General features: G+C 72.8%; 19 protein-coding genes and 1 pseudogene. 7 read left to right on the plus strand and 13 right to left on the minus strand.

All coding sequences use genetic code 11. From position 1 onward, the window contains the following. Positions 1–6 precede the first annotated feature (6 nt). Genes ACIBAD_RS31995 through ACIBAD_RS32010 form a run of 4 tightly spaced genes read right to left on the minus strand, consistent with a single transcriptional unit; the run spans position 7 to position 4191 of the window. Positions 7–828 carry a hypothetical protein gene (locus ACIBAD_RS31995; RefSeq protein ID WP_398910202.1) on the minus strand — a complete coding sequence of 274 codons (822 nt, stop codon included), beginning with the start codon at positions 826–828 and terminating at the stop codon, positions 7–9. A gap of 32 nt (positions 829–860) precedes the next feature. After that, positions 861–2084: an ABC transporter permease gene (locus tag ACIBAD_RS32000; RefSeq protein WP_398910204.1), complete on the minus strand. Its 1224-nt coding sequence runs from the start codon at positions 2082–2084 to the stop codon at positions 861–863. Continuing rightward, the gene (locus ACIBAD_RS32005; protein WP_398910206.1) at positions 2081–2869 is read right to left on the minus strand and encodes an ABC transporter ATP-binding protein; all 789 of its coding nucleotides are present in this window, start codon (positions 2867–2869) and stop codon (positions 2081–2083) included. Before ACIBAD_RS32005 ends, ACIBAD_RS32000 begins: the two co-directional genes overlap by 4 nt. Beyond that, positions 2866–4191, minus strand: a complete 1326-nt coding sequence (locus tag ACIBAD_RS32010) for an efflux RND transporter periplasmic adaptor subunit (protein WP_398910208.1) — start codon at positions 4189–4191, stop codon at positions 2866–2868. The genes ACIBAD_RS32005 and ACIBAD_RS32010 overlap by 4 nt, the downstream gene beginning before the upstream one ends. Before the next feature lie 264 nt (positions 4192–4455). On the opposite strand from ACIBAD_RS32010, the gene ACIBAD_RS32015 reads away from it, so the two are divergent. Beyond that, positions 4456–5043 carry a hypothetical protein gene (locus ACIBAD_RS32015; RefSeq protein WP_398910210.1) on the plus strand — a complete coding sequence of 196 codons (588 nt, stop codon included), beginning with the start codon at positions 4456–4458 and terminating at the stop codon, positions 5041–5043. Positions 5044–5152: 109 nt separating this feature from the next. Here ACIBAD_RS32015 and ACIBAD_RS32020 read toward each other — a convergent pair whose 3' ends face one another. The 4 genes from ACIBAD_RS32020 to ACIBAD_RS32035 form a co-directional block, all read right to left on the minus strand. Beyond that, entirely contained in the window at positions 5153–5638 is a 486-nt protein-coding gene (locus ACIBAD_RS32020) for a lamin tail domain-containing protein (protein WP_398910212.1), read from the minus strand. Between the two features lie 339 nt (positions 5639–5977). After that, positions 5978–7420 (minus strand): MFS transporter, encoded by a 1443-nt coding sequence (locus tag ACIBAD_RS32025; RefSeq protein ID WP_398910214.1) that lies wholly within the window; start codon positions 7418–7420, stop codon positions 5978–5980. A 141-nt stretch (positions 7421–7561) separates the two neighbouring features. Next, positions 7562–7927 carry a VOC family protein gene (locus ACIBAD_RS32030; protein ID WP_134067865.1) on the minus strand — a complete coding sequence of 122 codons (366 nt, stop codon included), beginning with the start codon at positions 7925–7927 and terminating at the stop codon, positions 7562–7564. 73 nt (positions 7928–8000) lie between these two features. Next, positions 8001–8396, minus strand: coding sequence for a hypothetical protein (locus ACIBAD_RS32035; RefSeq protein WP_134067864.1), 396 nt, complete (start codon positions 8394–8396; stop codon positions 8001–8003). Between the two features lie 305 nt (positions 8397–8701). Here ACIBAD_RS32035 and ACIBAD_RS32040 point away from each other — a divergent pair, with 305 nt between their 5' ends. Both ACIBAD_RS32040 and ACIBAD_RS32045 read left to right on the plus strand, forming a co-directional pair. After that, on the plus strand, positions 8702–9490 hold the full coding sequence (locus tag ACIBAD_RS32040; protein WP_398910217.1) for an ATP-grasp domain-containing protein: 789 nt from the start codon (positions 8702–8704) through the stop codon (positions 9488–9490). Between the two features lie 12 nt (positions 9491–9502). After that, positions 9503–10018, plus strand: coding sequence for a GNAT family N-acetyltransferase (locus tag ACIBAD_RS32045; protein ID WP_398910219.1), 516 nt, complete (start codon positions 9503–9505; stop codon positions 10016–10018). A gap of 74 nt (positions 10019–10092) precedes the next feature. Here ACIBAD_RS32045 and helR read toward each other — a convergent pair whose 3' ends face one another. Together helR and ACIBAD_RS32055 are read right to left on the minus strand one after the other, a co-directional pair. After that, positions 10093–12264: an RNA polymerase recycling motor ATPase HelR gene (gene helR / locus ACIBAD_RS32050; RefSeq protein WP_398910260.1), complete on the minus strand. Its 2172-nt coding sequence runs from the start codon at positions 12262–12264 to the stop codon at positions 10093–10095. 227 nt (positions 12265–12491) lie between these two features. Continuing rightward, positions 12492–13838 (minus strand): ricin-type beta-trefoil lectin domain protein, encoded by a 1347-nt coding sequence (locus ACIBAD_RS32055; RefSeq protein WP_398910221.1) that lies wholly within the window; start codon positions 13836–13838, stop codon positions 12492–12494. A gap of 172 nt (positions 13839–14010) precedes the next feature. On the opposite strand from ACIBAD_RS32055, the pseudogene ACIBAD_RS32060 reads away from it, so the two are divergent. The 3 genes and pseudogenes from ACIBAD_RS32060 to ACIBAD_RS32070 form a co-directional block, all read left to right on the plus strand. After that, positions 14011–14268: pseudogene (locus ACIBAD_RS32060) on the plus strand (MFS transporter); the annotation flags it as partial. 101 nt (positions 14269–14369) lie between these two features. Beyond that, a complete protein-coding gene (locus tag ACIBAD_RS32065) occupies positions 14370–14558 on the plus strand; it encodes a hypothetical protein (protein WP_398910223.1) in 189 nt (62 codons plus the stop codon). Positions 14559–14561: 3 nt separating this feature from the next. Beyond that, a complete protein-coding gene (locus tag ACIBAD_RS32070; protein ID WP_398910225.1) occupies positions 14562–14846 on the plus strand; it encodes a carotenoid oxygenase family protein in 285 nt (94 codons plus the stop codon). A gap of 50 nt (positions 14847–14896) precedes the next feature. On the opposite strand, the gene ACIBAD_RS32075 is transcribed toward ACIBAD_RS32070, so the two are convergent. The 3 genes from ACIBAD_RS32075 to ACIBAD_RS32085 form a co-directional block, all read right to left on the minus strand. After that, entirely contained in the window at positions 14897–16144 is a 1248-nt protein-coding gene (locus ACIBAD_RS32075; protein ID WP_398910227.1) for a serine hydrolase domain-containing protein, read from the minus strand. Positions 16145–16307: 163 nt separating this feature from the next. Beyond that, entirely contained in the window at positions 16308–17225 is a 918-nt protein-coding gene (locus ACIBAD_RS32080) for a hypothetical protein (RefSeq protein ID WP_398910229.1), read from the minus strand. A gap of 157 nt (positions 17226–17382) precedes the next feature. Then, a complete protein-coding gene (locus tag ACIBAD_RS32085) occupies positions 17383–17787 on the minus strand; it encodes a hypothetical protein (protein ID WP_134067859.1) in 405 nt (134 codons plus the stop codon). 210 nt (positions 17788–17997) lie between these two features. Here ACIBAD_RS32085 and ACIBAD_RS32090 point away from each other — a divergent pair, with 210 nt between their 5' ends. Then, positions 17998–18600 (plus strand): NAD(P)H-dependent oxidoreductase, encoded by a 603-nt coding sequence (locus ACIBAD_RS32090; RefSeq protein WP_134073987.1) that lies wholly within the window; start codon positions 17998–18000, stop codon positions 18598–18600. Positions 18601–18661 lie beyond the last annotated feature (61 nt).

Below are 18661 nucleotides of genomic sequence, written 5' to 3' on the forward strand. Positions count from 1 at the left end.
TCGTGCTCAGCCCCGGCCGCCGCCTGCGCCTGTGAATCCGCCGCCTGCGAATCCGCCCGCGCCGCCCTGGGCGACGGTCGTCGCGGCGACATCGCCGGCGGGGGTCTGGCTGCCGCGCACGGTGACGGTCTGACCCGGCTGGAGGTCGGACACCTTGCCGCTCTTGGCCTGGGTGATCTGGGTGTTGGTGTCGGTGGTGACTTTGACGACGTTGCCCTGGACGTCGGTGACGTAGAGGGTGGTGCCGTCGACGAGCTTCACCGTACCGGTGGTCACGCCGGCCCCGGCGCCCGGGCCGCCCGTCGCTCCGCCGAAGCCCTGCCGAGGGCCGCTCTGCCCGCTTCCGGTCCCGCTTCCGGTCCCGGCTCCGGTTCCGGCGCGGCCCCGTCCGGTGGCTCCCTGCCCCTGGCCGGTGGCCCCGTTGCCCGCCTGGGCGGAGCCGGTACGTCCTTGGCCGCCCGCCCCGGCCGCGAAGTTCCGGCCTCCGGATCCGGCCCCGGGCGAGCCCTGGAGGTGGCTCTTCTCGACCAGGGCGCCCCCGGTGAACGCGAGTCCGGCCACCACCCCGCCCGAGAGGAGCAGGGTCAGCCAGGGCAGCCGCGGCCGGGGCGGGGCGGCGAGCTCCGCCGAGACGTCCCGGGTGTCCGGGGGTTCGGAAAGGATCCCCTCGGGATCGCCGCCGGGGCCCTGCGCGGCGGGGTGTTCCACGATCAGCTCCTCCGGGAAGTCCTCCCCGGCAGCCGATGAGGTGAACACCTCGGCGAACGGCGCGTACCGGTCGCCGCCGGCCGCGGGCTGCTTCTCCAGTTCTGTGCGGCGTCGTGCCATGTCAGCTTCTCCCTGTTCCCGCGTGTGTCGGCTCACTCGTGCCGCAGTGCTTCGATGGGCCGCAGGCTCGCGGCCCGGTTGGCCGGGTACCCGCCGAAGAACAGCCCGATCAGCACCGCGATGGCGAAGGCGCCGACGACCGACTCCGGTATGACGACCGGCTTGATGCCGACGATGGTGAAGTGCGAGCCGATCAGCCCGGCCGCGACGCCGAGCCCGCCGCCGATCAGCGAGAGCAGGGTCGACTCGGCGAGGAACTGGCCGAGGATGACGCCCCGGGGCGCCCCGATCGCCTTGCGGATGCCGATCTCACGGGTCCGCTCCGTCACCGTGACCAGCATGATGTTGGTGATCCCGATGCCTCCGACCAGCAGGGAGATCGCGGCCACCGCGCCCAGCAGCACGGTGAACGTCTTGTTCGTCGACGCCTGGGTGGTCAGCAGCGATGCCTGGCTGGACACCCGGAAGTCGAGGGCGGCCGGGTCCTTGATGCCGTGCCGCCCCATCAGGACGGTGGTGATCTCGCTCTGCGCCGCGGCCGTCGCGTCCGCGGACGTGGCCTCGACGAGGACCTGGCTGACCGAGCCGAAGCCGGTGAAGGCGTTCTGCACGGTGGGCAGCGGCGCGACCACCACGTCGTCCGGGTCCTGGAAACCGGTGCCGCCCTTGGCGGCGAGGACCCCGACGACGGTGAACGGCGTACCGCCGAGCACCATCTTCCTGCCGACCGGATCGGCGGTGCCGAACAGGTCGGCGGCGGTCGTCGAGCCGATGACGGCGACCTTCCGGGACGCCAGCACGTCGTCGCCGCTGAAGTAGTCGCCCTTGGCCACCTTGCTGTTCGAGGCCTTGAAGTACGCCGGGTACGTGCCGACGACCTGGCCGACCGTGTGCGAGGAGCCCTCGTAGAGGGCGCTCTGCGAAGTGGTGACCTCGGGCGCGACCGACTCGACGTGCGGCGCCGCCGAGGGGTCGGCGAGCGCCCGCGCGTCCTCGACGGTCAGCGGCTTCGTGCCGCTCGCGGTGGCGGAGCCGGAGCGCGAGCCTCCGAAGCCGCTGCCGGAGGAGACGGTCAGGGCGTTGGTGCCGAGCTTCTCGATGGAGTCCTTCACTGCCTGCGAAGAGCCGTTGCCCACGGCCAGGAGCAGGATCACCGCCGCGACGCCGATCAGCACCCCCAGCATCGTCAGCGCGGAGCGCACCTTGTTCGCCGCGAGGCCGCCCAGGGCGAAGCGCAGCGTCTGGAGCGGGTTCACCGCAGCCCTCCGGCCACGGCGTGCGCCGCCGACTCGGACATCGCGGGAGGGGGACCGCCGACGGGCGCCTGCCGGACGTCCTCGACGATCTGCCCGTCCACCAGGCGCAGCACCCGCTTGGCGTGCCGGGCCACCTCGTCCTCGTGCGTGATCAGGACGACGGTACGGCCCGAGGCGTTGAGCCTGTCCACGAGGGCCAAGACCTCCTCGGTGCTGTGGCTGTCCAGATTCCCGGTCGGTTCGTCGGCGAGCAGCATCGCGGGCGCGGTGACGAGGGCGCGGGCCACGGCCACGCGCTGCTGCTGGCCGCCGGAGAGTTCGTTGGGCCGGTGGTCCAAACGGTCGGCCAGGCCCACCAGGGTGAGCGCGGCCACCGCGCGCCGGCGCCGCTCCGCGGCCTTCACCCCGGCGTACGCCAGCGGCAGTTCCACCTGGGCGACGGCGCTGGTGCGGGGCACCAGGTTGAAGGACTGGAAGACGAAGCCGATCTTGCGGTTGCGGACCAGCGAGAGCTGGTGCTCGTCCAGGCCGCCCACGTCGATCCCGTCCAGGAGGTAGCGGCCCGACGTGGGGACGTCCAGGCAGCCGAGGATGTTCATCAGCGTCGACTTGCCCGAACCCGAGCTGCCCATGACGGCGACGAAGTCGCCTTGTTCCACGAGGAGTTCGATACCGGGTCGGCGGCCCGTGGCGGGATCGCGCGGCCCGCCGAGCGCACGTACGGCGGACTCGCCGTGGCCGTACGTCTTGAACAGCGCGCGCACCTCGATCACCGGCGGCGTCATCCGCGCCCACCCCCGCCCCCGCCGGTGCGGAGGCCGCCACCGCCGGTCCCGCGGTTGCGGGCGGCGCCCGCTCCGGCGCCACCGGGGAAGGCGCCGGAAGGGAAGCCCCCGTTGCCGGTCGAGGACACCGCGGCCAACTGCACCTGCTCGCCCTCGGTCAGCCCGCTGAGGATCTGCTCGGTGCTGTCGCCTTCGAGGCCGACGGTGACCGGCGTCCGGACGGTGGTGCCGTCCCCCTTGACCACGGTGACGGTACGGTTCGCACCGGTCCCGGACACGGCGGCGGTCGGAACCGAGAGGGCGCCGGACGCCTCGCCGACGACGACCTGGATCGCGGCGCTGAGACCGCTGCGCAGGTCGTCGGTGGGGCTCGTGACGGTGAGGGCGGCCGCGTACTGCACGGCGCTCCCGCCGCCCGAGTTGCCGCCGCCGGAGGAGGAGCCGCTGCCGGTGGGCAGGGAACTGACTGACAGGACCTGCGCGTTGAGGACCTTGCCCGCCATCGCGTTGAGCGTGACCGTGGCGGGCTGGCCCGGCTTCAGCTTGAGGGCGTCGGCCTCCGAGAAGTTCGCCGTCACCTGCATGCCGGACGGGTTGGTGAGGACCACGAACCCGGAGAGGGAGGCCGGGGAAGCGGCGTTGGCGGAGGCGGAGTTGGCGCCGGAACCGCCGCTGCCGCCGCCCGTGGCGCCGCTGCCGTTCGTACCGGAGACCGCGTCGCCCACCTTCGCAGAGACGGATGCGACCGTTCCGGCCGCCGGTGCGTGCAGTACGGTCCCGTCGACGGCGCGCTGCGCGGCGTCCACGGCGTTCTGCGCCTGGGTGAGCTGGGCGCGGGCCTGGGCCACCTGGACCGGGTCCACGGTCGGCGTCGGGTCCGGCGCGGTACCGCCCCGCGTCGACGACGATCCGCTGCCCGAGGCCGAACTCGTCTGACCGGACTCGGCCTTGGTGGCGTTCGCCTGGGCCGCTGTCAGCGCGGCCCGGGCCTGGGCGAGCGTCTCCGTCGCGGCGGTCGCATCGACCTTCCCGAGCAGCTGTCCCTTGGTGACCTTGTCTCCCGGCTTGACGTCGACCTCGGTGAGCCGCCCGCCGGTGGTGAAGTTCACCCCGGCATCGCTCGGCGAGCTCAGTGACCCCGAGCCGGACACGGTCGCGAGGACGGTGCCCTTGGTGACCGCGACGGTCCGCGCGCCGCCGCGCGCCGGACCGCCGTCGCCACTGGTCACCGCCGCGTACGCGCCGCCGGCGCCCGCGAGGACCGCCACCGAGAGCACCGAGTTGATCAGGACGGCCCTGCGCCGCCGTGGGAGCACCTTCATGGGCGGGATCCTGGCCACCCGCACTTTGGGGGCTCTGGGAGCTTCCTGGGAGTTCCCTGGGAACGCCCCGCCCCGCCGGAGCGGGCATAGCGCCCGATCCGGTGCGTACTGCCCGCACTCCGTCCACCCCCGGGGCGAGGGGACCCGCGCACGGTCAGGAAACTCCCAGGGGACAGTCGGGTCGCCCCCATCTCCGTACGGTTCAGTCGCGGTCGCCGACGCGCCCGTGCCGTCGGCCGCCGACGCCCCGAGGAGACGACGGACATGCCCTGGACCACGCCCCGGCCGACCGCCGCGCTGACCGCCGTGGCCCTCGCGGCGTGCGGGCTGCTGCTCGCGGGCTGCTCATCCGGCGCGGGCGCCGCGAATGCGGCGGCCTCCGCCGCCACCTCCGCCTCGGCGGCGCCGTCACCGGACGCGAAGGCCATGGACGCGTACCGCCAGTGCCTGGCCCAGCACGGTGTCACGACGGCTCCGCGCCCGACCAGCACGCGAGGGCCCGGTGCCGGCGGCTGGGGCGGCGCGTCGGGAGGCCCTGGGCGCAGGGCGTCGGCCGACCCGCAGCGCAACGAGGCGGCCCGGGCGTGCGCGGATCTGCGCCCGCAGTTCAACGGGCGCGGCGGCGGCCCCGGTGGCGGCGACGGCAGCGCCATGAAGGCGTTCACCAGCTGCCTCAAGGACCACGGCGTGGCGCTGCCGTCGGCCACCCCGAACGCGCCGGGCGCGAGGGGTTTCCCCACCTCCGACCCGCAGTCGGCTCAGGCCTTCGAGACCTGCAAGGCCCTGCTGCCGCAGCGCGGCCAGAACACGCCGAAGCCGAGCGTGAGCCCGTCGGCCTCCGCACAGGCTTGAGCGGCGTGCCGCGGCCGGACGGCCGCGGCACGCCGCTCGTGGCGGGCCGGCGGTCCACACGGTCTTCGGTGTGCCGCCGTCCCGGTCACCCCGTCAGGGGCGGGACGGCTCAGCCGTTGCGGTGGTGGCGGCGGCCGTCCCAGGAGTCGGAGTCGAGGACGTTGCCGCGGTTGTCGCGGAGCGTGGCGCTGTCGCGCTCGTCCCACACCTGGTGGTGGCGGTCCTGGTAGACGTCGTGGCGGGTGTCACGGCCCTGGCCGGTGTGGACCTTGACGCTGGAGCGGCCGTCCAGGCGGAAGTCCTTGAACTGGTAGCGGTTGCCCTGACGGTCCGTGAGGGTGAAGCCGCGCAGGTTGACGCTGTGGCGGCCGGTGTTCTTCACCTCGACCCACTCCCCGTTCAGGGCGCGGGCGGAGCGGTCGTTGCGACCGGGGCTGTCGTACTGGACGTCGCCGATGACGATCGAGGACTGCGCGCCCCGGTGGTCGCGCCCGTGGTTGTCGGCGGCGGCCGCCGGCAGGGCGGCGGCGGCGACCAGGGCGCCTGCGGCCAGGAACGCGGAGACGACCCGGCGGGTGGCGAGAGAAGCAGACATGGAGATGACCCCTTCAGCTGACAGCGGCCCTCCCCGGCCGTGAAGGCGGGTGGGGTCCGAACAGTTCCCGGCGTCTTGCCGAGGAGGCACACTCTGGCCCCCCAACCACCACCAAACGCCACCAACACGGGTCGTGTTGCCCAATGCAGACATACCCGTGACTCTTGCTTGTATCGGGCACCTGTCAAGGCCGTGCTGACGCGGATCGCGGGGGCGCGCGATGCAGGCCGTGGGAGGCTTGGAGACGGAGCCTTCCTTCGTCGACGCCCGCCCCGGCGTGCGCCCGACCCGCTCTGAGCCGAATGGGTTCAGGGTTTGTAACGGGCGTTCGGTGGGGCGTCAGAGCGAGGGCAGGTTGACGGTCGGGGCGGTGCCCGGCGCCCGCTGCCTGCGGATCAGCGGGAGCAGGCCGGCCGCGCCCGCGAGCGAGAGGAGCGCCGCGACGCGCAGCACGCTCTCGATGGCCGGTCCGTCCGACGCCGCCTGCTGTTCCGAGCCGCTCAGGACCTCCAGAACGGTCGCCGCCACCGCCACGGCCATCGCGCCCAGGAGGACCAGCGACGTCAGCACCAGTCCGGAGGCAGCGGCGAGGCGGCTCGCAGGGACGTACGACTGGGTGGCCACGTTCGTCAGCGCCCAGCCGAGGCCGATTCCGAAACCCACGACCGCGAAGACGGCCGTGTACAGCGCGAGAGGTTCCGTCCAGGTCAGCACCAGGAGGCCCACGCCGCTCAGCAGCATCCCGCCCGCCATCAGCGTTTCCGGCCGACGGCGCTGGGCGAGGTGGCCGGACCAGTAGCTGGCCGCCCCGGCGCCGACGGACAGGGCGAGGAAGACCAGCCCCGCCTCCAGCGGGGAGAGGCCGCGGGCCTGCTGGAGGTAGAGCGCGGAGAGGACCGCCACCAGGCAGTACACGATGTTGGACACGGAGCCGGCCAGGGTGACCGTCACGAACGGCCTGTTGCGCAGCAGGGACAGGTCCAGCAGCGGCTCGGGAGTGCGGCGCTCGATCAGCACGAACAGGACCAGCAGGAGCGCTCCGGCGGCGAGGCAGGCCAGCGTCGCCGCGGAGGCCCAGCCCCAGTGGCCGCCCTGGTCGACCGCGATCATGATGGCGCTGAGACCGGCCGCCACGGTGACGGCTCCCGGCAGGTCCAGGCCGTGACCGGCCTCCTCGTCGCGGGTGTCGGTGACGAACCGCAGCATCAGGAGGGCCGCGACCGCGCAGAAGGGCACGTTCAGCAGGAACACCGCCCGCCAGCTGACGTGCTCGGCGAATGCGCCGCCCACGAACGGACCGAGTGCGGTGCCGATCGCGCTGAAGGCCAGCACCGTACCCACCGCGCGGCCCTGCCGGTCGTCGCGGAAGTAGGCGGTGACGACCGCCACGGCGACGGGGAAGACCATCGCGGCCGTGGCCCCCTGCACCACCCGGCCCACGACCAGCCAGACCTCGTTCTGCGCGGCGGCGCACACGACGGACACCATGGCGAAGCCGACCAGGCCCCAGACGATGACGGTGCGGCGTCCGTGGACGTCGGCCGCCCTGCCGCCCGTGATCATCAGCGCGCCCAGGGTCAGCATGTAGCCGCTGACCAGCCACTGCAGATCGGTGGTCGGTGTGGAGAAGTCCCGGGCGATCACGGGCAGCATCAGGTTGAGGGCGAACCAGTCCATCTGGACGAGGAGCATCGACAGCGAGGCTGCGGCGATGACCGCCCGGTCCCGGCCCGAGAACAGCCGCCGGCGGGGCGAGCCGGATCCCACGTTGCCCACGCCCATGAACCCGTCCCGTCCACAGCCCCCGGCGCCCCCTCCCACCAGCATGCGCCCGCCCGCCCCGCCGGGCACCCGGGGCCGCGAGCCCCGGGGCGGGACCCGGGGCGGGACCCGGAGCGAACCGGGCGGACCCGGGGAGGGACCCTAGGCCGGATCCTGGGCGGGCTCCCACAACTCGACCCGGTTGCCCTCGGGATCGGTGACCCAGCCGAACCGGCCCACACCCTCCATGTCCTGCGTCTCCTCGGCCACGTCCGCGCCCTTGGCACGCAATTGCGCGAGCATCGCGTCCAGATCGCGGACCCGGAAGTTGAGCATGGTCTGCTGGGCGCCGGACCCGAAGTAGTCGGTCCCGGACTCGAACGTCGCGAACACCGTGGGTCCGGCTCCCTGCCGCCACAGGCCGTGCTCATCGGCGTCCAGGCCCAAGCACTCGCGATACCAGGCGTTCAGGGCCGCCGGATCGGCCGCCCGCATGAAGTAACCACCGATTCCCGTCACACGTTCCATGCGGCCATCTTCCCAGCCCGGCGGCCGGGCGGGACGGCGCCGCACGGCGCAGCGCCGCCCCCACCGGGACCCGTCAGGGGATCAGGACGCAGTGGTTCTCGATCACCCTGCCACTGCGATCCAGACCACCGCAGATCGCCAGCCGCGGGTACGCCCTGAACTCGCGGTTGACCACGAACCGGGCCTGCGAAACGCCGGCCTTGCTGTTCCGGTAGTCGCCGACGAAGGCCCGCAGTGTCCCGGGCAGCCCGTCCCTGGTGGTGACGGTGATGTCCTGGACGTAGTCACGCCCCTGGTACGCGGTGGCCACGCAGATGTAGGTTCCGCACGTGGCCTTGACCTCGGCGCTCGCCGGCGCAGCGGTCACCAGCGCCATGGCGGAGGCCGCCGTGAGAGCCGCCGCCACCGTCGCCGACCGGCGCCGTGCGGGTGTCACCGACCGAACCGTCTTCTGTCGTACGAGGTGCATGGGATCCCCTCCGAGTTGCCCTTGCCGACTGCCCTACGTGTCCACCGTGTCACGTTCCGTTCCGCAGTGGCATGAGGCAACGGTGAACATGCGGTGAGGAGGCTGAGGATCCGCGGATACGGTATCCGCCGGCTCCTCGCGCGCGAGGAACGCGCGGGCATGAGGTGACCCAGGACCCGATGACGCCTCCTGGAACGGGGCGTGGTGGACGGGCAGAAGGAGCGCCCGGCCGCCCGGCGCGCGACTTGGCCCCCCGGCCCCATGGTCCGAGCGGCCCCCCGCGGTCCCCTTGTACGCTCGCCGGCATGGATGACCGCGCCGCGCCCACCCTGCTCGTGAACCCGCCCCGCACCACCACGGCGGAACTCCTCGCGCAGGCGGCGGCGTGGCGCGGACACGACGTCGTCGCCCACGCCGAGCGGGCCGAGGGCCGCGAGACGTACTGGTACGGAGGCCCGCTCGCCGCCGACGTCCTCGCCGGCCGGCTCGGCCTCGGGCTCCTCGAACCCGCCGACGACTGGCTGGCGACGGTGCCGCCTCCTCTCCTGCGGCGCTCCGTGCGCCTCACGACGCTCGCCGAAGCCCGGTCCCTGCGGGACCCCGCTTTCGTCAAACCGCCCTCCGCCAAGATCGACCGGCTCCCGGCCGCGGTGTACGAGGACGGCAGCGCACTGCCGGCCGCCCTCGACGCGGCCACCCCGGTACTCGTCAGCGGCGTCGTGGAGTTCGCGGCCGAGTACAGGCTGTTCGTGCTCGACGGGGCCGTCGCCGCCGGCAGCCGCTACGCCGTGTACGGGCGCCCCGATCCCGCACCGCTGGACGCGCCCGCCCGAGCCTTCGCCCGCGAGGTGCTCGAAGCCACGGCCGACGGGCTGCCCAGCGCCGTGTGCGTCGACGTCGGCCGGCTCACCGACGGCGGCTGGGCGGTCGTCGAGGCCAACATGCCGTGGTTCGCGCACTGCTACGCGGCCGAGCCCGACGCCGTCCTCGACGTCGTACTCCGCGCCGCGGGCCCGCTGGCCCGCGTGGCCGACCGGGACCTGCCGTTCGTCCGCGCGGCCCGGACCCGGCCCAAGGAGCCGGCGGCCCGCTGAGATACTGCCGCCATGAACGCGAGTACGAAGGCGGACGGGATACGGCCGGTCCGGCAGGTGCCGCAGGCGCGGTCGGGCCGTCCCGTGCAATGGTCCCTGCGTTCCGCCGGACCGGCGGACGTCGAGACGATCGTCGAGCTGAGGGCGATCGTGATGCGCCCGGACCTGGAGCGGCTGGGCCGGTTCGACGAACACCGGGTCCGGCAGCGGCTGCGGGATTCCTTCTCCCCGCAGTACACGTCGGTCATCGTGGCCGAGGGGGCCTCCGCGGGCAGCGTCACCCTGCGCCCGGCCGAGGAAGGCTGGTGGCTGGAGCACTTCTATCTCGCACCGGGCCTGCACGGCCGAGGCCTCGGATCGGCCGTCCTGCGCTCTCTGCTGCGGCGCACCGACCGTGAAGGCGTGCCCGTGCGCCTGAACGTCCTGCAGGGCAGCGCCGCCCAACGGCTGTACGAGCGGCACGGCTTCACCGCGGTGGCCGAGGACACGGTCGACGTCTTCATGCTGCGCCCGCCGGGCACCTGCTGACGTACCGGGCGCGACGCGGGCAGCACCCCCGGCGGCCCCCGTCCCGCAGCGCACGGCGGGGCCGCCCGCGGGCCTCAGGAACTCGTGAGGACGACGAGCCGCCGGGTCGCCCGGGTCATCGCCACATAGCGGTCGACCGCTCCCTCGACGCCCTCGCCGAACGCCTCCGGGTCGACGAGGACGACCAGGTCGAACTCCAGGCCCTTCGACAGCCCCGGGGTCAGCGACCGGACGCGGGACGTCGCCCGGAAGGAGGGATCGCCGATGACGCAGGCGGTCCCGTCGGCATTCGCGGCGAGCCACGTGTCGAGGACGGAGTCCAGATCCGCGACGGATCCGTGCACGACGGGAATACCGCTGCCGCGGATGGAAGTCGGCACGTTGGCATCGGGCAGTACGGCCCGGATGACCGGCTCCGCCTCTGCCATGACCTCTTCCGGCGTGCGGTAGTTGATGCTCAGGGAGGCCACCTCGATCCGGTCGAGCCCGACCCGCTCCAGCCGCTCCCGCCACGACTCCGTGAACCCGTGCCTGGCCTGCGCCCGGTCACCGACGATCGTGAAGCTCCGGGACGGGCAGCGCAGCAGCAGCATCTGCCACTCCGCGTCGGTCAGTTCCTGGGCCTCGTCCACGACGATGTGTGCGAACGGACCGGCGAGCCGGTCCGGGTCGGCGCTCGGCAGGGCGCTCTCGTCGACCAGACTGTCCTGGAGGTCCCGGCCGCGCAGCATCCTCACCGCGCCCTCGCTGTCGTCGCCGGCCGAGTTGAAGTCGGCGGCCGCGAGGATGTCGTCGATGACGCCGGCCATGCGTTCGCGTTCGGCGGCGACGGCCGCGTCGTACCGGTGCTTGCGCCGGGCCGCCTCCGGGTCGCCCAGCCGCTGCCGCGCCGCGTCGAGGAGCGGCAGGTCGGACACTGTCCAGGCCTGCGCGTCCGCGCGCTGCAGCTTCCGTACGTCCTCGCGGTCGAGCCAGGGGGCGCACAGCCGCAGGTAGGCGGGCACCGACCACAGGTCTCCGACGAGGTCGGCCGCATCGAGCAGCGGCCACGCGCGGTTGAGGGTCGTGACCAGCTCCTCGTCGTGCAGCAGCGCCCTCCGGAGCCGGTCGGGCGAGACCTCGTCGTCATCGTCGTCGAGCTTGTCCATCAGGATCGTGAGCAGCCCGTCCCAGATCTGCTCGCGCGCCTCGTTGTGCGGGACGCCGGCCGCCTCTTCGAACGCCTCGGTCCAGTCGGCGGGGCTCAGCCACAGCTCGGCCCAGGGGGTGGACACCGTCATGCCTTCGGTGGGCGGCTCCTCGTAGATCCTGACGGCCTTCTCGATCGCCTTCACCATGTCCGCGGTCGACTTCAGGAGCGCCACGTCGGGGTCGGTCTCGACCCGGGCTCCCGCTCCCTCGGGGAGCAGGTCGCGCACGGTGCAGGTCTGTACGCCCTCCTCGCCGAGGCTGGGGAGGACGTCGGCGACGTAGTTCAGGTACGGCTGGTGCGGACCGACGAACAGGACGCCGCCGCGACGGTGTCCCAGGCGCGGGTCGGAGTAGAGGAGGTGGGCGGTGCGGTGCAGGGCCACGACGGTCTTGCCCGTTCCCGGACCGCCGTCGACGACGAGGGCGCCGCGGGAACCCGCGCGGATGATGGCGTCCTGGTCGGCCTGGATGGTCCCGAGCACGTCCCGCATCCGGGGCGAACGGGTGCTGCCCAGGCTGGCGATGAAGGCGGACTGGTCGTCGAGCGCGGCGTGCCCTTCGAACCCGTCGGCCGTGAACACCTCGTCCCAGTAGTCGCCGATCCGGCCGCCGGTCCAGCGGTACCTGCGGCGGCTCGCCAACCCCATCGGGTCGGCGTGGGTCGCGGCGAAGAACGGTTCGGCGGCGGGGGAGCGCCAGTCGATCAGGAGCCGGCGCCCGGCGCCGTCGGTGAGGCCGAGCCGTCCGATGTAGACGGGCTCGGGGTCGTCCGCGCCGACGATGCGGCCGAGGCACAGGTCCAGTCCGAAGCGGCGCAGGGCGCGCAGCCGGGAGGTCAGCCGGTGGATCTCGCTGTCCCGTTCCATCGCCTCCCGGCCCAGGCCGCCCGGCGCCCTGCGCAGCTCGTCGAGGCTGTCGGACAGCTCGGCGACGGCCTGCTCCAGGCTGTGGGCGAGGGCCGCGAAATGCTGCTCGTCGCGGGCGATCAGGGCTGGGTCGGCCTTGGGGGAGAGGTGGTCGGGGAGGTCGAACGCGCTGGTGGTCTTCGTTGTCAACACAGGCACCCCGTGCATCTCCTAATCCGCTGCTTCTGGCTACGAGGAGCGATTCTGCGGTAGCACGGGGGCCTTGCCGCAAGCCCCCCTGTGCGCTATAAGTTAAGAGTGGCAAGGGGTGGGTACTCCCCCTTCCGCAACCTCTCCCCCTCCCAGTGACGCCGAGCGCGGCGGGTACGCGCCGTTCGACGCGCGCGCGTACCCGCCGGCTCACCTCTGCGTACGGGCTACTTGGGGGTCACCCAGACCTGCCGCTTGTTGGTGTTCGCCGTGTAGAGCTGGACCACGGTGCCGTTGGCGGTCGAGCCGCCGGTGACATCGAGGACCTTGCCCGAGGCGGTGTGCACGATCTGGCCCTTGGCGTTGACCGACCACCGCTGGGCGGCGGTGCCGTTGCAGTCGTAGAGCGAGATCTTGTTGCCGTCGGTGCCCAGGTTCCGCGAGTTGTCGAGGCACTTTCCGAGTGCGCGGAACGTACCGTCCTTCCCCAGGATCCAGGACTGCGCGACGGAGCCGTTGCACGTGTACAGCTGGATCTGGGTGCCGTTCTCCGCCTTGCCTCCCTTGACGTCGAGGCACTTGCCGCCGAGACCGGAGACCTTGCCCTGAGGGGAGAGCGTCGCACCGGCGCCGGCCGCGAGGAGGCGGAGCCCCTGCACGTCGAACTGCTGGACGTACGTGCCCGCCCGCTTGTCCTTGTACGCGTACGTCGGCGTGCACATGACGGGGAACTCGCCCGAGTCGGTGCCCTTGACGCAGTCGCCCTTGGTGAGGCTGCGGTTCGCGTGGGTCAGGCCCAGCGTGTGCCCGATCTCGTGGCTGACGTGGTTGCGCATGATGGCCTCGCCCATGGCCGCGGTGGGCTTGCCGGCCGTGGTGAAGAACTCGTCGTCGATGTAGGCGTGGCCGCTGGTCACCGTGTCCGCGAGGGAGGAGGCGGTGAAGCCGCAGCTCAGGTTCGCGGTGCCGGACCCGTCGCGGACCACCTTCCACCCGGTGCTGCCCATGCTGCCCTCGCCCGCCGGCGGCACGCAGGGCCGGTGCGCCACGCCCATGACCACCTCGCCCCGCGGCCGGGCGTAGTCCCAGCCCACGGGGTGGGTGTCGACGGTGACGGGGAGGTTCGTGATGCGCTGGAGGTCGGCCGCCGTCGCCTTGGCGTACGGGGCCAGCCAGTCGGCGGACTTCTGGTCGTAGAACTTGATCGTGTAGCCGGTGGCCAGCCACTTGGTGGCCCCCGACAGCTTCCATCCCTCGCCCTGCGGGGGAGTGGCCGCGGCGGCCGCGGCTGTCCGGGGGGCGGCAGCCGTGCGGCCGCCGCCGATGCTCATGACCCCGTTGCTGAAGGGGGTGTGATCGTCGGCGGAGACGGCGGCGTCGCCGTCCGCCGCCTCGGGCGCCTCCCCCTGCGGCAGCGCCGCTTCCTCGGGTGCGGCGGACGGATCGGCGCCGGCGGAGGCCACGGCGCCGGTGTCCTCGGTGCCGAAGGCGGTGGGGGCCAGCAGACCGCCCGCGGCGGCCACCACGGCACACGCGGCGACCAGAGGTATTCGATACTTAGCGGTGAATCCCAAGTCCTGTTGCCTTTCCTCGTGTTCACTCCCACTGCCGGCGGCGACGCACCGTCCCCATCGGCAGCCCGGGATCCAACAGATGATAGGAAGCGGGCCAAGGTGAGCCACTGGCGGGGCAGTTAGCGCGCCGAGACCAGCGCGTCCGAACCGGGAGCCGGCGGCGAGCGGGCGGATGCTCGCCACCTCGATCGTGAACGTGGCCCTGCCCCAGATCCGGTCCGGCGTCGGCCTGTCCGACAGCGGCACCACGTGGGTGGTCAACGCCTACGGTCTCGCGTTCGGCGCACTGCTGTTGGCGGGCGGCCGCGCGGCGGACCTCCTGGGCCGTCGTCGCGTCCTGCTCGCCGGCCTCGGGCTCTTCGCGGCCGCGTCCTTGGCTGCCGGCCTCGCGACCACCTCCACCGCTCTCATTGCCGCTCGCGCCGTACAGGGCCTCGGCGCAGCCGCGATCGCCCCGGCCGCGCTCGCGCTGACGATGGACCTGTTTCCGCCCGGCCCCGGGCCGGCAGGGCACTGGGGGTGTGGGGCGCGGTGGCCGGAGCCGGCGGCGCGGCCGGGGTCCTCCTGGGCGGCGTCCTCACACAGGCCTGGGGCTGGTCCTGGATCTTCCACGCCGTCGCCGTCGGGGCGTCCGTCGTCCTGGCCGCAGTGGCGGCCCTCGTACCCCGGCGCCCGCTGCGGACACCGGGCGGTTCGACCTGCCGGGCACCGCGGCCGTGAGTGGTGAAGTACGACCGTGCCAGGGGGAGCCGCCAGGTCCACGAGGTCGGCGATGCCCGGCTGCCCGGTGAGGCCGTCTTCGTACCTGCCGCCGGCGGCACCCGCGAGGACGACGGCTACCTGCTCACCGTCGTCTCTGACCTGAAGCAGAACGCCTCCCGGCTGCTGGTCCTCGACGCCTCGGGCCTCGACCGGATCGCCGCCGTCCACCTGCCGCGCCGCGTCACCGCCGGCATCCACGGCTCCTGGATGATCCCGGACAGCGCCCTCGACGCCGGCCGGAGCTGACGCCCGCCGCACCCGGGCACGCGCGCGAGCGAGCCGTGCGCCGGGTGCGGTCAGCGGGTTCCGGGAGCGGGCGGTTCGTGGCCGGGGTACACGTGGTCGGGGGTCACGATGGAGGTGACCGCCTGGCCGAAGAGCGTGCTGGGCTCCTGGTTCTCGTATTGGTCGTCGGTGTTGAGGAGGATGACCATGGTCGCCTGGGCCTGCGGAAGGTAGACCGGCAGGACCTCGTACCCGGGAATCGAACCGTTGTGACCGATCCAACCCTGGACGTTGAAGATGCCCAGCCCGTAGCCGTCGCCGGGAAGGTCCATCGGGGTGGTCTTCAGCCGCTCGGCCTGGGTCGCGGGCGTCAGCAGCCCGCCGGTGGCGAGGGTGCGGGCCCAGCTGCGCAGGTCCTGCAGGTCGGAGACCATCGCTCCGGCTGCCCAGGCCCACGAGGGGTTCCAGTGGGTGGAGTCCTCGATCTTGCCCGAGGCCGTCTGATCGGTGTAGCCGTGCGCGTACGGATCCGGGAGGGCCGCACTCGTGGGGAAGACCGTGTGGCGGAGTCCGGCCGGTGCCAGGACCTTCTCCGTGATGACCTCGTGGAGCGGCCGACCGGTGACCTTCTCCACCACCAGGCCGAGCAGGATCAGGTTGGTGTTGGAGTAGTCGAACCGTGCGCCCGGCGGGAACTGCACGGGGTGCTTGAACGCGTAGTCGAGCAACTGCCGGGGTGTGAAGTTCTGTTCCGGATCGGCCTGGAGCTTCTTGATGAAGTCCCCGTCCAGGCTGTAGTTGAAGAGCCCGCTGCGCATGCCGGCCAGTTGGCGCAGGGTGATGCGGTCCCCGTTCGGAACGCCCTTGACGTACTTGCCGATGGGCTCGTCGAGGCCGATCTTCTTCTGGTCGACCAGCTGGAGGAGGGCGGTGACCGTGAACGTCTTGGTCTCACTGCCTATGCGTACGTGGAGGTCGGTCGCCATGGGCGCGCGCGTCGCCTTGTCGGCCACGCCGAACGTCTTCACGTAGCTCCCCTTGCCGGGGGCCCACAGTCCCACGGTCACACCCGGCACCTTCGTCTCGCGCATGACCTGACGCACCGCCGCGTCCAGTCGCGCCGCGACGGCTGGCGTGAGCCGCGGGAAGCCCGCGCCGGTGTCAGGGGTGGGGGTGACGGGAGTGGGGGAGGGGGCGGACACCGCCGGGGCGGTTGCCGCCCCGTGTGCGGCGCAGACCGCGGCGGCCGGTCCGACGAGCACGCCTGCGGCGGCGGCAGCCACGCAGGCCCGGCGCAGCCGGATGTGGGTTGGCTTCACGGAACGCCCTCCCGTCGCCCAGGGCACGGACAGCAATCACCAGCGTAGGCCCGGGCCGCGCCGGTCGCGCGGCGAGCCGGTCCGGGGCACGGCGTTCCGGTTCGCCCCGCCGGCTCTCCGGGGCGAACCGGGCGTGCCCCTCACCCGGGTACCCGACCGGTGGTCAGGCCCCGCAGAACGGCATGGTCCGTACGTACCCGCCGAGGTTCTCGTCGTCGGTGGCGAGAAGGGCGTCGCCGGAGCCCGCCAGGCACTCCACCCCCTCGATCTTGTACTGCGGGAAGGTCCCGAGCACCGTGGGGGACGCCGCGAGCGAGACCCGTACCCGGCCGGTCGCCGACACGGTCACCCGGCCCGCCTCGCTCACCGCCGAGTCGAACGGTCCGTCATCGCCCGCGCCCGCCGCCGAACTCACGATGATCCGACCGGAGTCGGTCACCGAGATGTCGGAGATGTGCCGCGTCGCGGTGTCGTTCGGATACGCCGCCCGGTAGACGCGACGGGTCACGCTGCCGAACTGCGGCTGCCCCCAGGGCGCGAACGAGAGCGGCGCCGCGTAGAGCGTGGCAGGACGATCCGCACCCGCTCCGCGATCGGCCCACAGGGCGGCGAGGTTCCCGTTCTGGGACACGAGCGCGAAGCCCTCGAAGTCGTCGCCCTCCCCGATCGCCGGCAGCGGCGCGTAGTCGACGACCGTCGCCGTGCTGCCGACGACCTTCAGACGGTAGACGATGCCGCGACTGGCCAGCGCCAGGTACTCGGAGGGCATCCGGGGGATGGCTTCGATCGCCTCCAGGTCGGAAGGCTCCGGCCCGTCCCAGGTGATCGGGGAGGTGCTGTCGGAGCCCTCCCCGTGGGTGACCCGGGACAGGCGCTGCTGCCCGGTCGGCGCGTTGTCGTGCACGACCAGGGCGTGCACCCCGGTTCCGTCCGCGGTGCGGTCTTCGAACGCGATGCCGCTGACACCGCTGCGGGCGTCGTCGCCCACCTTCCGCCATGCGTCGGCCGCACCGACCGAGGTGGTGCCGAGCAGCGTCATCAGGGCGGTCGCCACGGCGGGCCAGGCCGCGCGCTTCAACATCGGGAGCTTCACTGGGGATCGTTCGCCTTCCCTCCGACAGACGCGATGTCACGCGTCGGGAGGCAGGCTATTGATCATGGTCAGTGCTGCTCAACGACCGTTGCGCCATATGGAGGGGAGCGCGAAGGAGCGTGGGCCTGGCCCTTCGGTGGGGCCGTCAGTGGATGATGACGGTCGTGGAGGGTGAGGACCAGTTGCCGGCCGTCACGCGCAGCTCCTCCTTGCCCTTGTTCTTGAAGGTGTTGTCGAAGGAGAAGCTGGAGCCCTGCTTGACCAGGGTGTTGGCGTGGAGGGTGGTCCACTTGGAGCCGTTCTTGTGCTGCAGGACCACCTTCGTGCCGATCGGCAGGCCCTTGGTGCGGCCGGTGAACGTGACCTTCTCGCCGGCCTTCACCTCGGTCGGCGTGGCCGTGAGGCTGAGCTCCCCGGAAGGCGATGGAGCCGGCGTCGCCGCGGCGGCGGACGTGGCCGCGGCCGTGGCCGCGAGCCCTCCGCCGGTCAGCAGGGCTGCGGACAGGGCGCCGGTGGCGAGGATGCGAGCGATACGACGTGGTGTGGCCATCAGGTCGGACTCCCGTCTGGAACGGATTCCCCCACGTGGCTCGAACGGCTCCGATGCTAGCGGTGCCTCGCCCGAACGGGCGACTTGATCAAGAGGAACGCCTGGTCAGAAGGTGTGCGACCGCCGGCGCCGACCGCCTGCCGACGCCCCGGTACGGTTGCGCCAGTGATCCGCGACGGATCTCCTTGGGCATCAAGGGAGTTGACGGACGTGAAGGTCGGGGTCTACCTGGCGCACCCCCGGGCGGGGAGTTTCAACCACGCACTGTTCGAGGAGGTGACGCACACCCTGGCGGCGGCGGGGTGCGAGGTCTGCGCGCACGACCTGTGCGCGCAGGGTTTCCCCCCGGTGCTGACCGCCGACGAGACCGGGACGGTCGACGTCGCGGCGGCGTCGACGGACCCGGTGGTGGCGCGGCACCGTGCCGAAGTGGCGACGCTCGACGCGCTCGTCTTCGTCCACCCCAACTGGTGGGGCATGCCGCCGGCCGTGCTGGCCGGCTGGGTGCAGCGGGTGCTGGTGCCGGGCGTGGCGTACAAGCTCGGGCAGGCGGACGGCGAGCCGGCGGGCCTGCTGCGGGCCGGCCGGGCGCTGGTGCTGAACACCTCCGACACCCCCGGGGAGCGCGAGGCCGGAGAGTTCGGGGATCCGCTGGGGCGGGTGTGGTCCGCCTGCGTCCTGCCGTACGTGGGGGTGACCGACGTCCGCCGTACGGTGTTCCGGACCGTCACCGGCTCCACGGCGCAGGAGCGCACGGCCTGGCTGGCACAGGCCCGCCGCGAGGCGCGGGCGCTGATCGCCCCCGACGGCTGAAGGCGATGTCGGCGGCGGGCCCGGCGAGGGCGACGGCCTGCGGCCCGGTGGCGGCGTACCC

Origin of the sequence: Streptomyces sp. NPDC051109, assembly GCF_044455885.1 — a bacterium.
Taxonomy (GTDB): domain Bacteria; phylum Actinomycetota; class Actinomycetes; order Streptomycetales; family Streptomycetaceae; genus Streptomyces.

Bases quoted from the DNA above. Each gene is read 5' to 3' on its own strand.
- ACIBAD_RS32015 (WP_398910210.1), top strand. From the start codon at position 4,456: ATGCCCTGGACCACGCCCCGGCCGACCGCCGCGCTGACCGCCGTGGCC.
- ACIBAD_RS32045 (WP_398910219.1), top strand. From the start codon at position 9,503: ATGAACGCGAGTACGAAGGCGGACGGGATACGGCCGGTCCGGCAGGTG.
- ACIBAD_RS32085 (WP_134067859.1), bottom strand. From the start codon at position 17,787: ATGGCCACACCACGTCGTATCGCTCGCATCCTCGCCACCGGCGCCCTG.
- ACIBAD_RS32080 (WP_398910229.1), bottom strand. From the start codon at position 17,225: ATGTTGAAGCGCGCGGCCTGGCCCGCCGTGGCGACCGCCCTGATGACG.
- ACIBAD_RS32035 (WP_134067864.1), bottom strand. From the start codon at position 8,396: ATGCACCTCGTACGACAGAAGACGGTTCGGTCGGTGACACCCGCACGG.
- ACIBAD_RS32030 (WP_134067865.1), bottom strand. From the start codon at position 7,927: ATGGAACGTGTGACGGGAATCGGTGGTTACTTCATGCGGGCGGCCGAT.
- ACIBAD_RS32010 (WP_398910208.1), bottom strand. From the start codon at position 4,191: ATGAAGGTGCTCCCACGGCGGCGCAGGGCCGTCCTGATCAACTCGGTG.
- ACIBAD_RS32005 (WP_398910206.1), bottom strand. From the start codon at position 2,869: ATGACGCCGCCGGTGATCGAGGTGCGCGCGCTGTTCAAGACGTACGGC.
- ACIBAD_RS31995 (WP_398910202.1), bottom strand. From the start codon at position 828: ATGGCACGACGCCGCACAGAACTGGAGAAGCAGCCCGCGGCCGGCGGC.
- ACIBAD_RS32020 (WP_398910212.1), bottom strand. From the start codon at position 5,638: ATGTCTGCTTCTCTCGCCACCCGCCGGGTCGTCTCCGCGTTCCTGGCC.
- ACIBAD_RS32025 (WP_398910214.1), bottom strand. From the start codon at position 7,420: ATGGGCGTGGGCAACGTGGGATCCGGCTCGCCCCGCCGGCGGCTGTTC.
- ACIBAD_RS32040 (WP_398910217.1), top strand. From the start codon at position 8,702: ATGGATGACCGCGCCGCGCCCACCCTGCTCGTGAACCCGCCCCGCACC.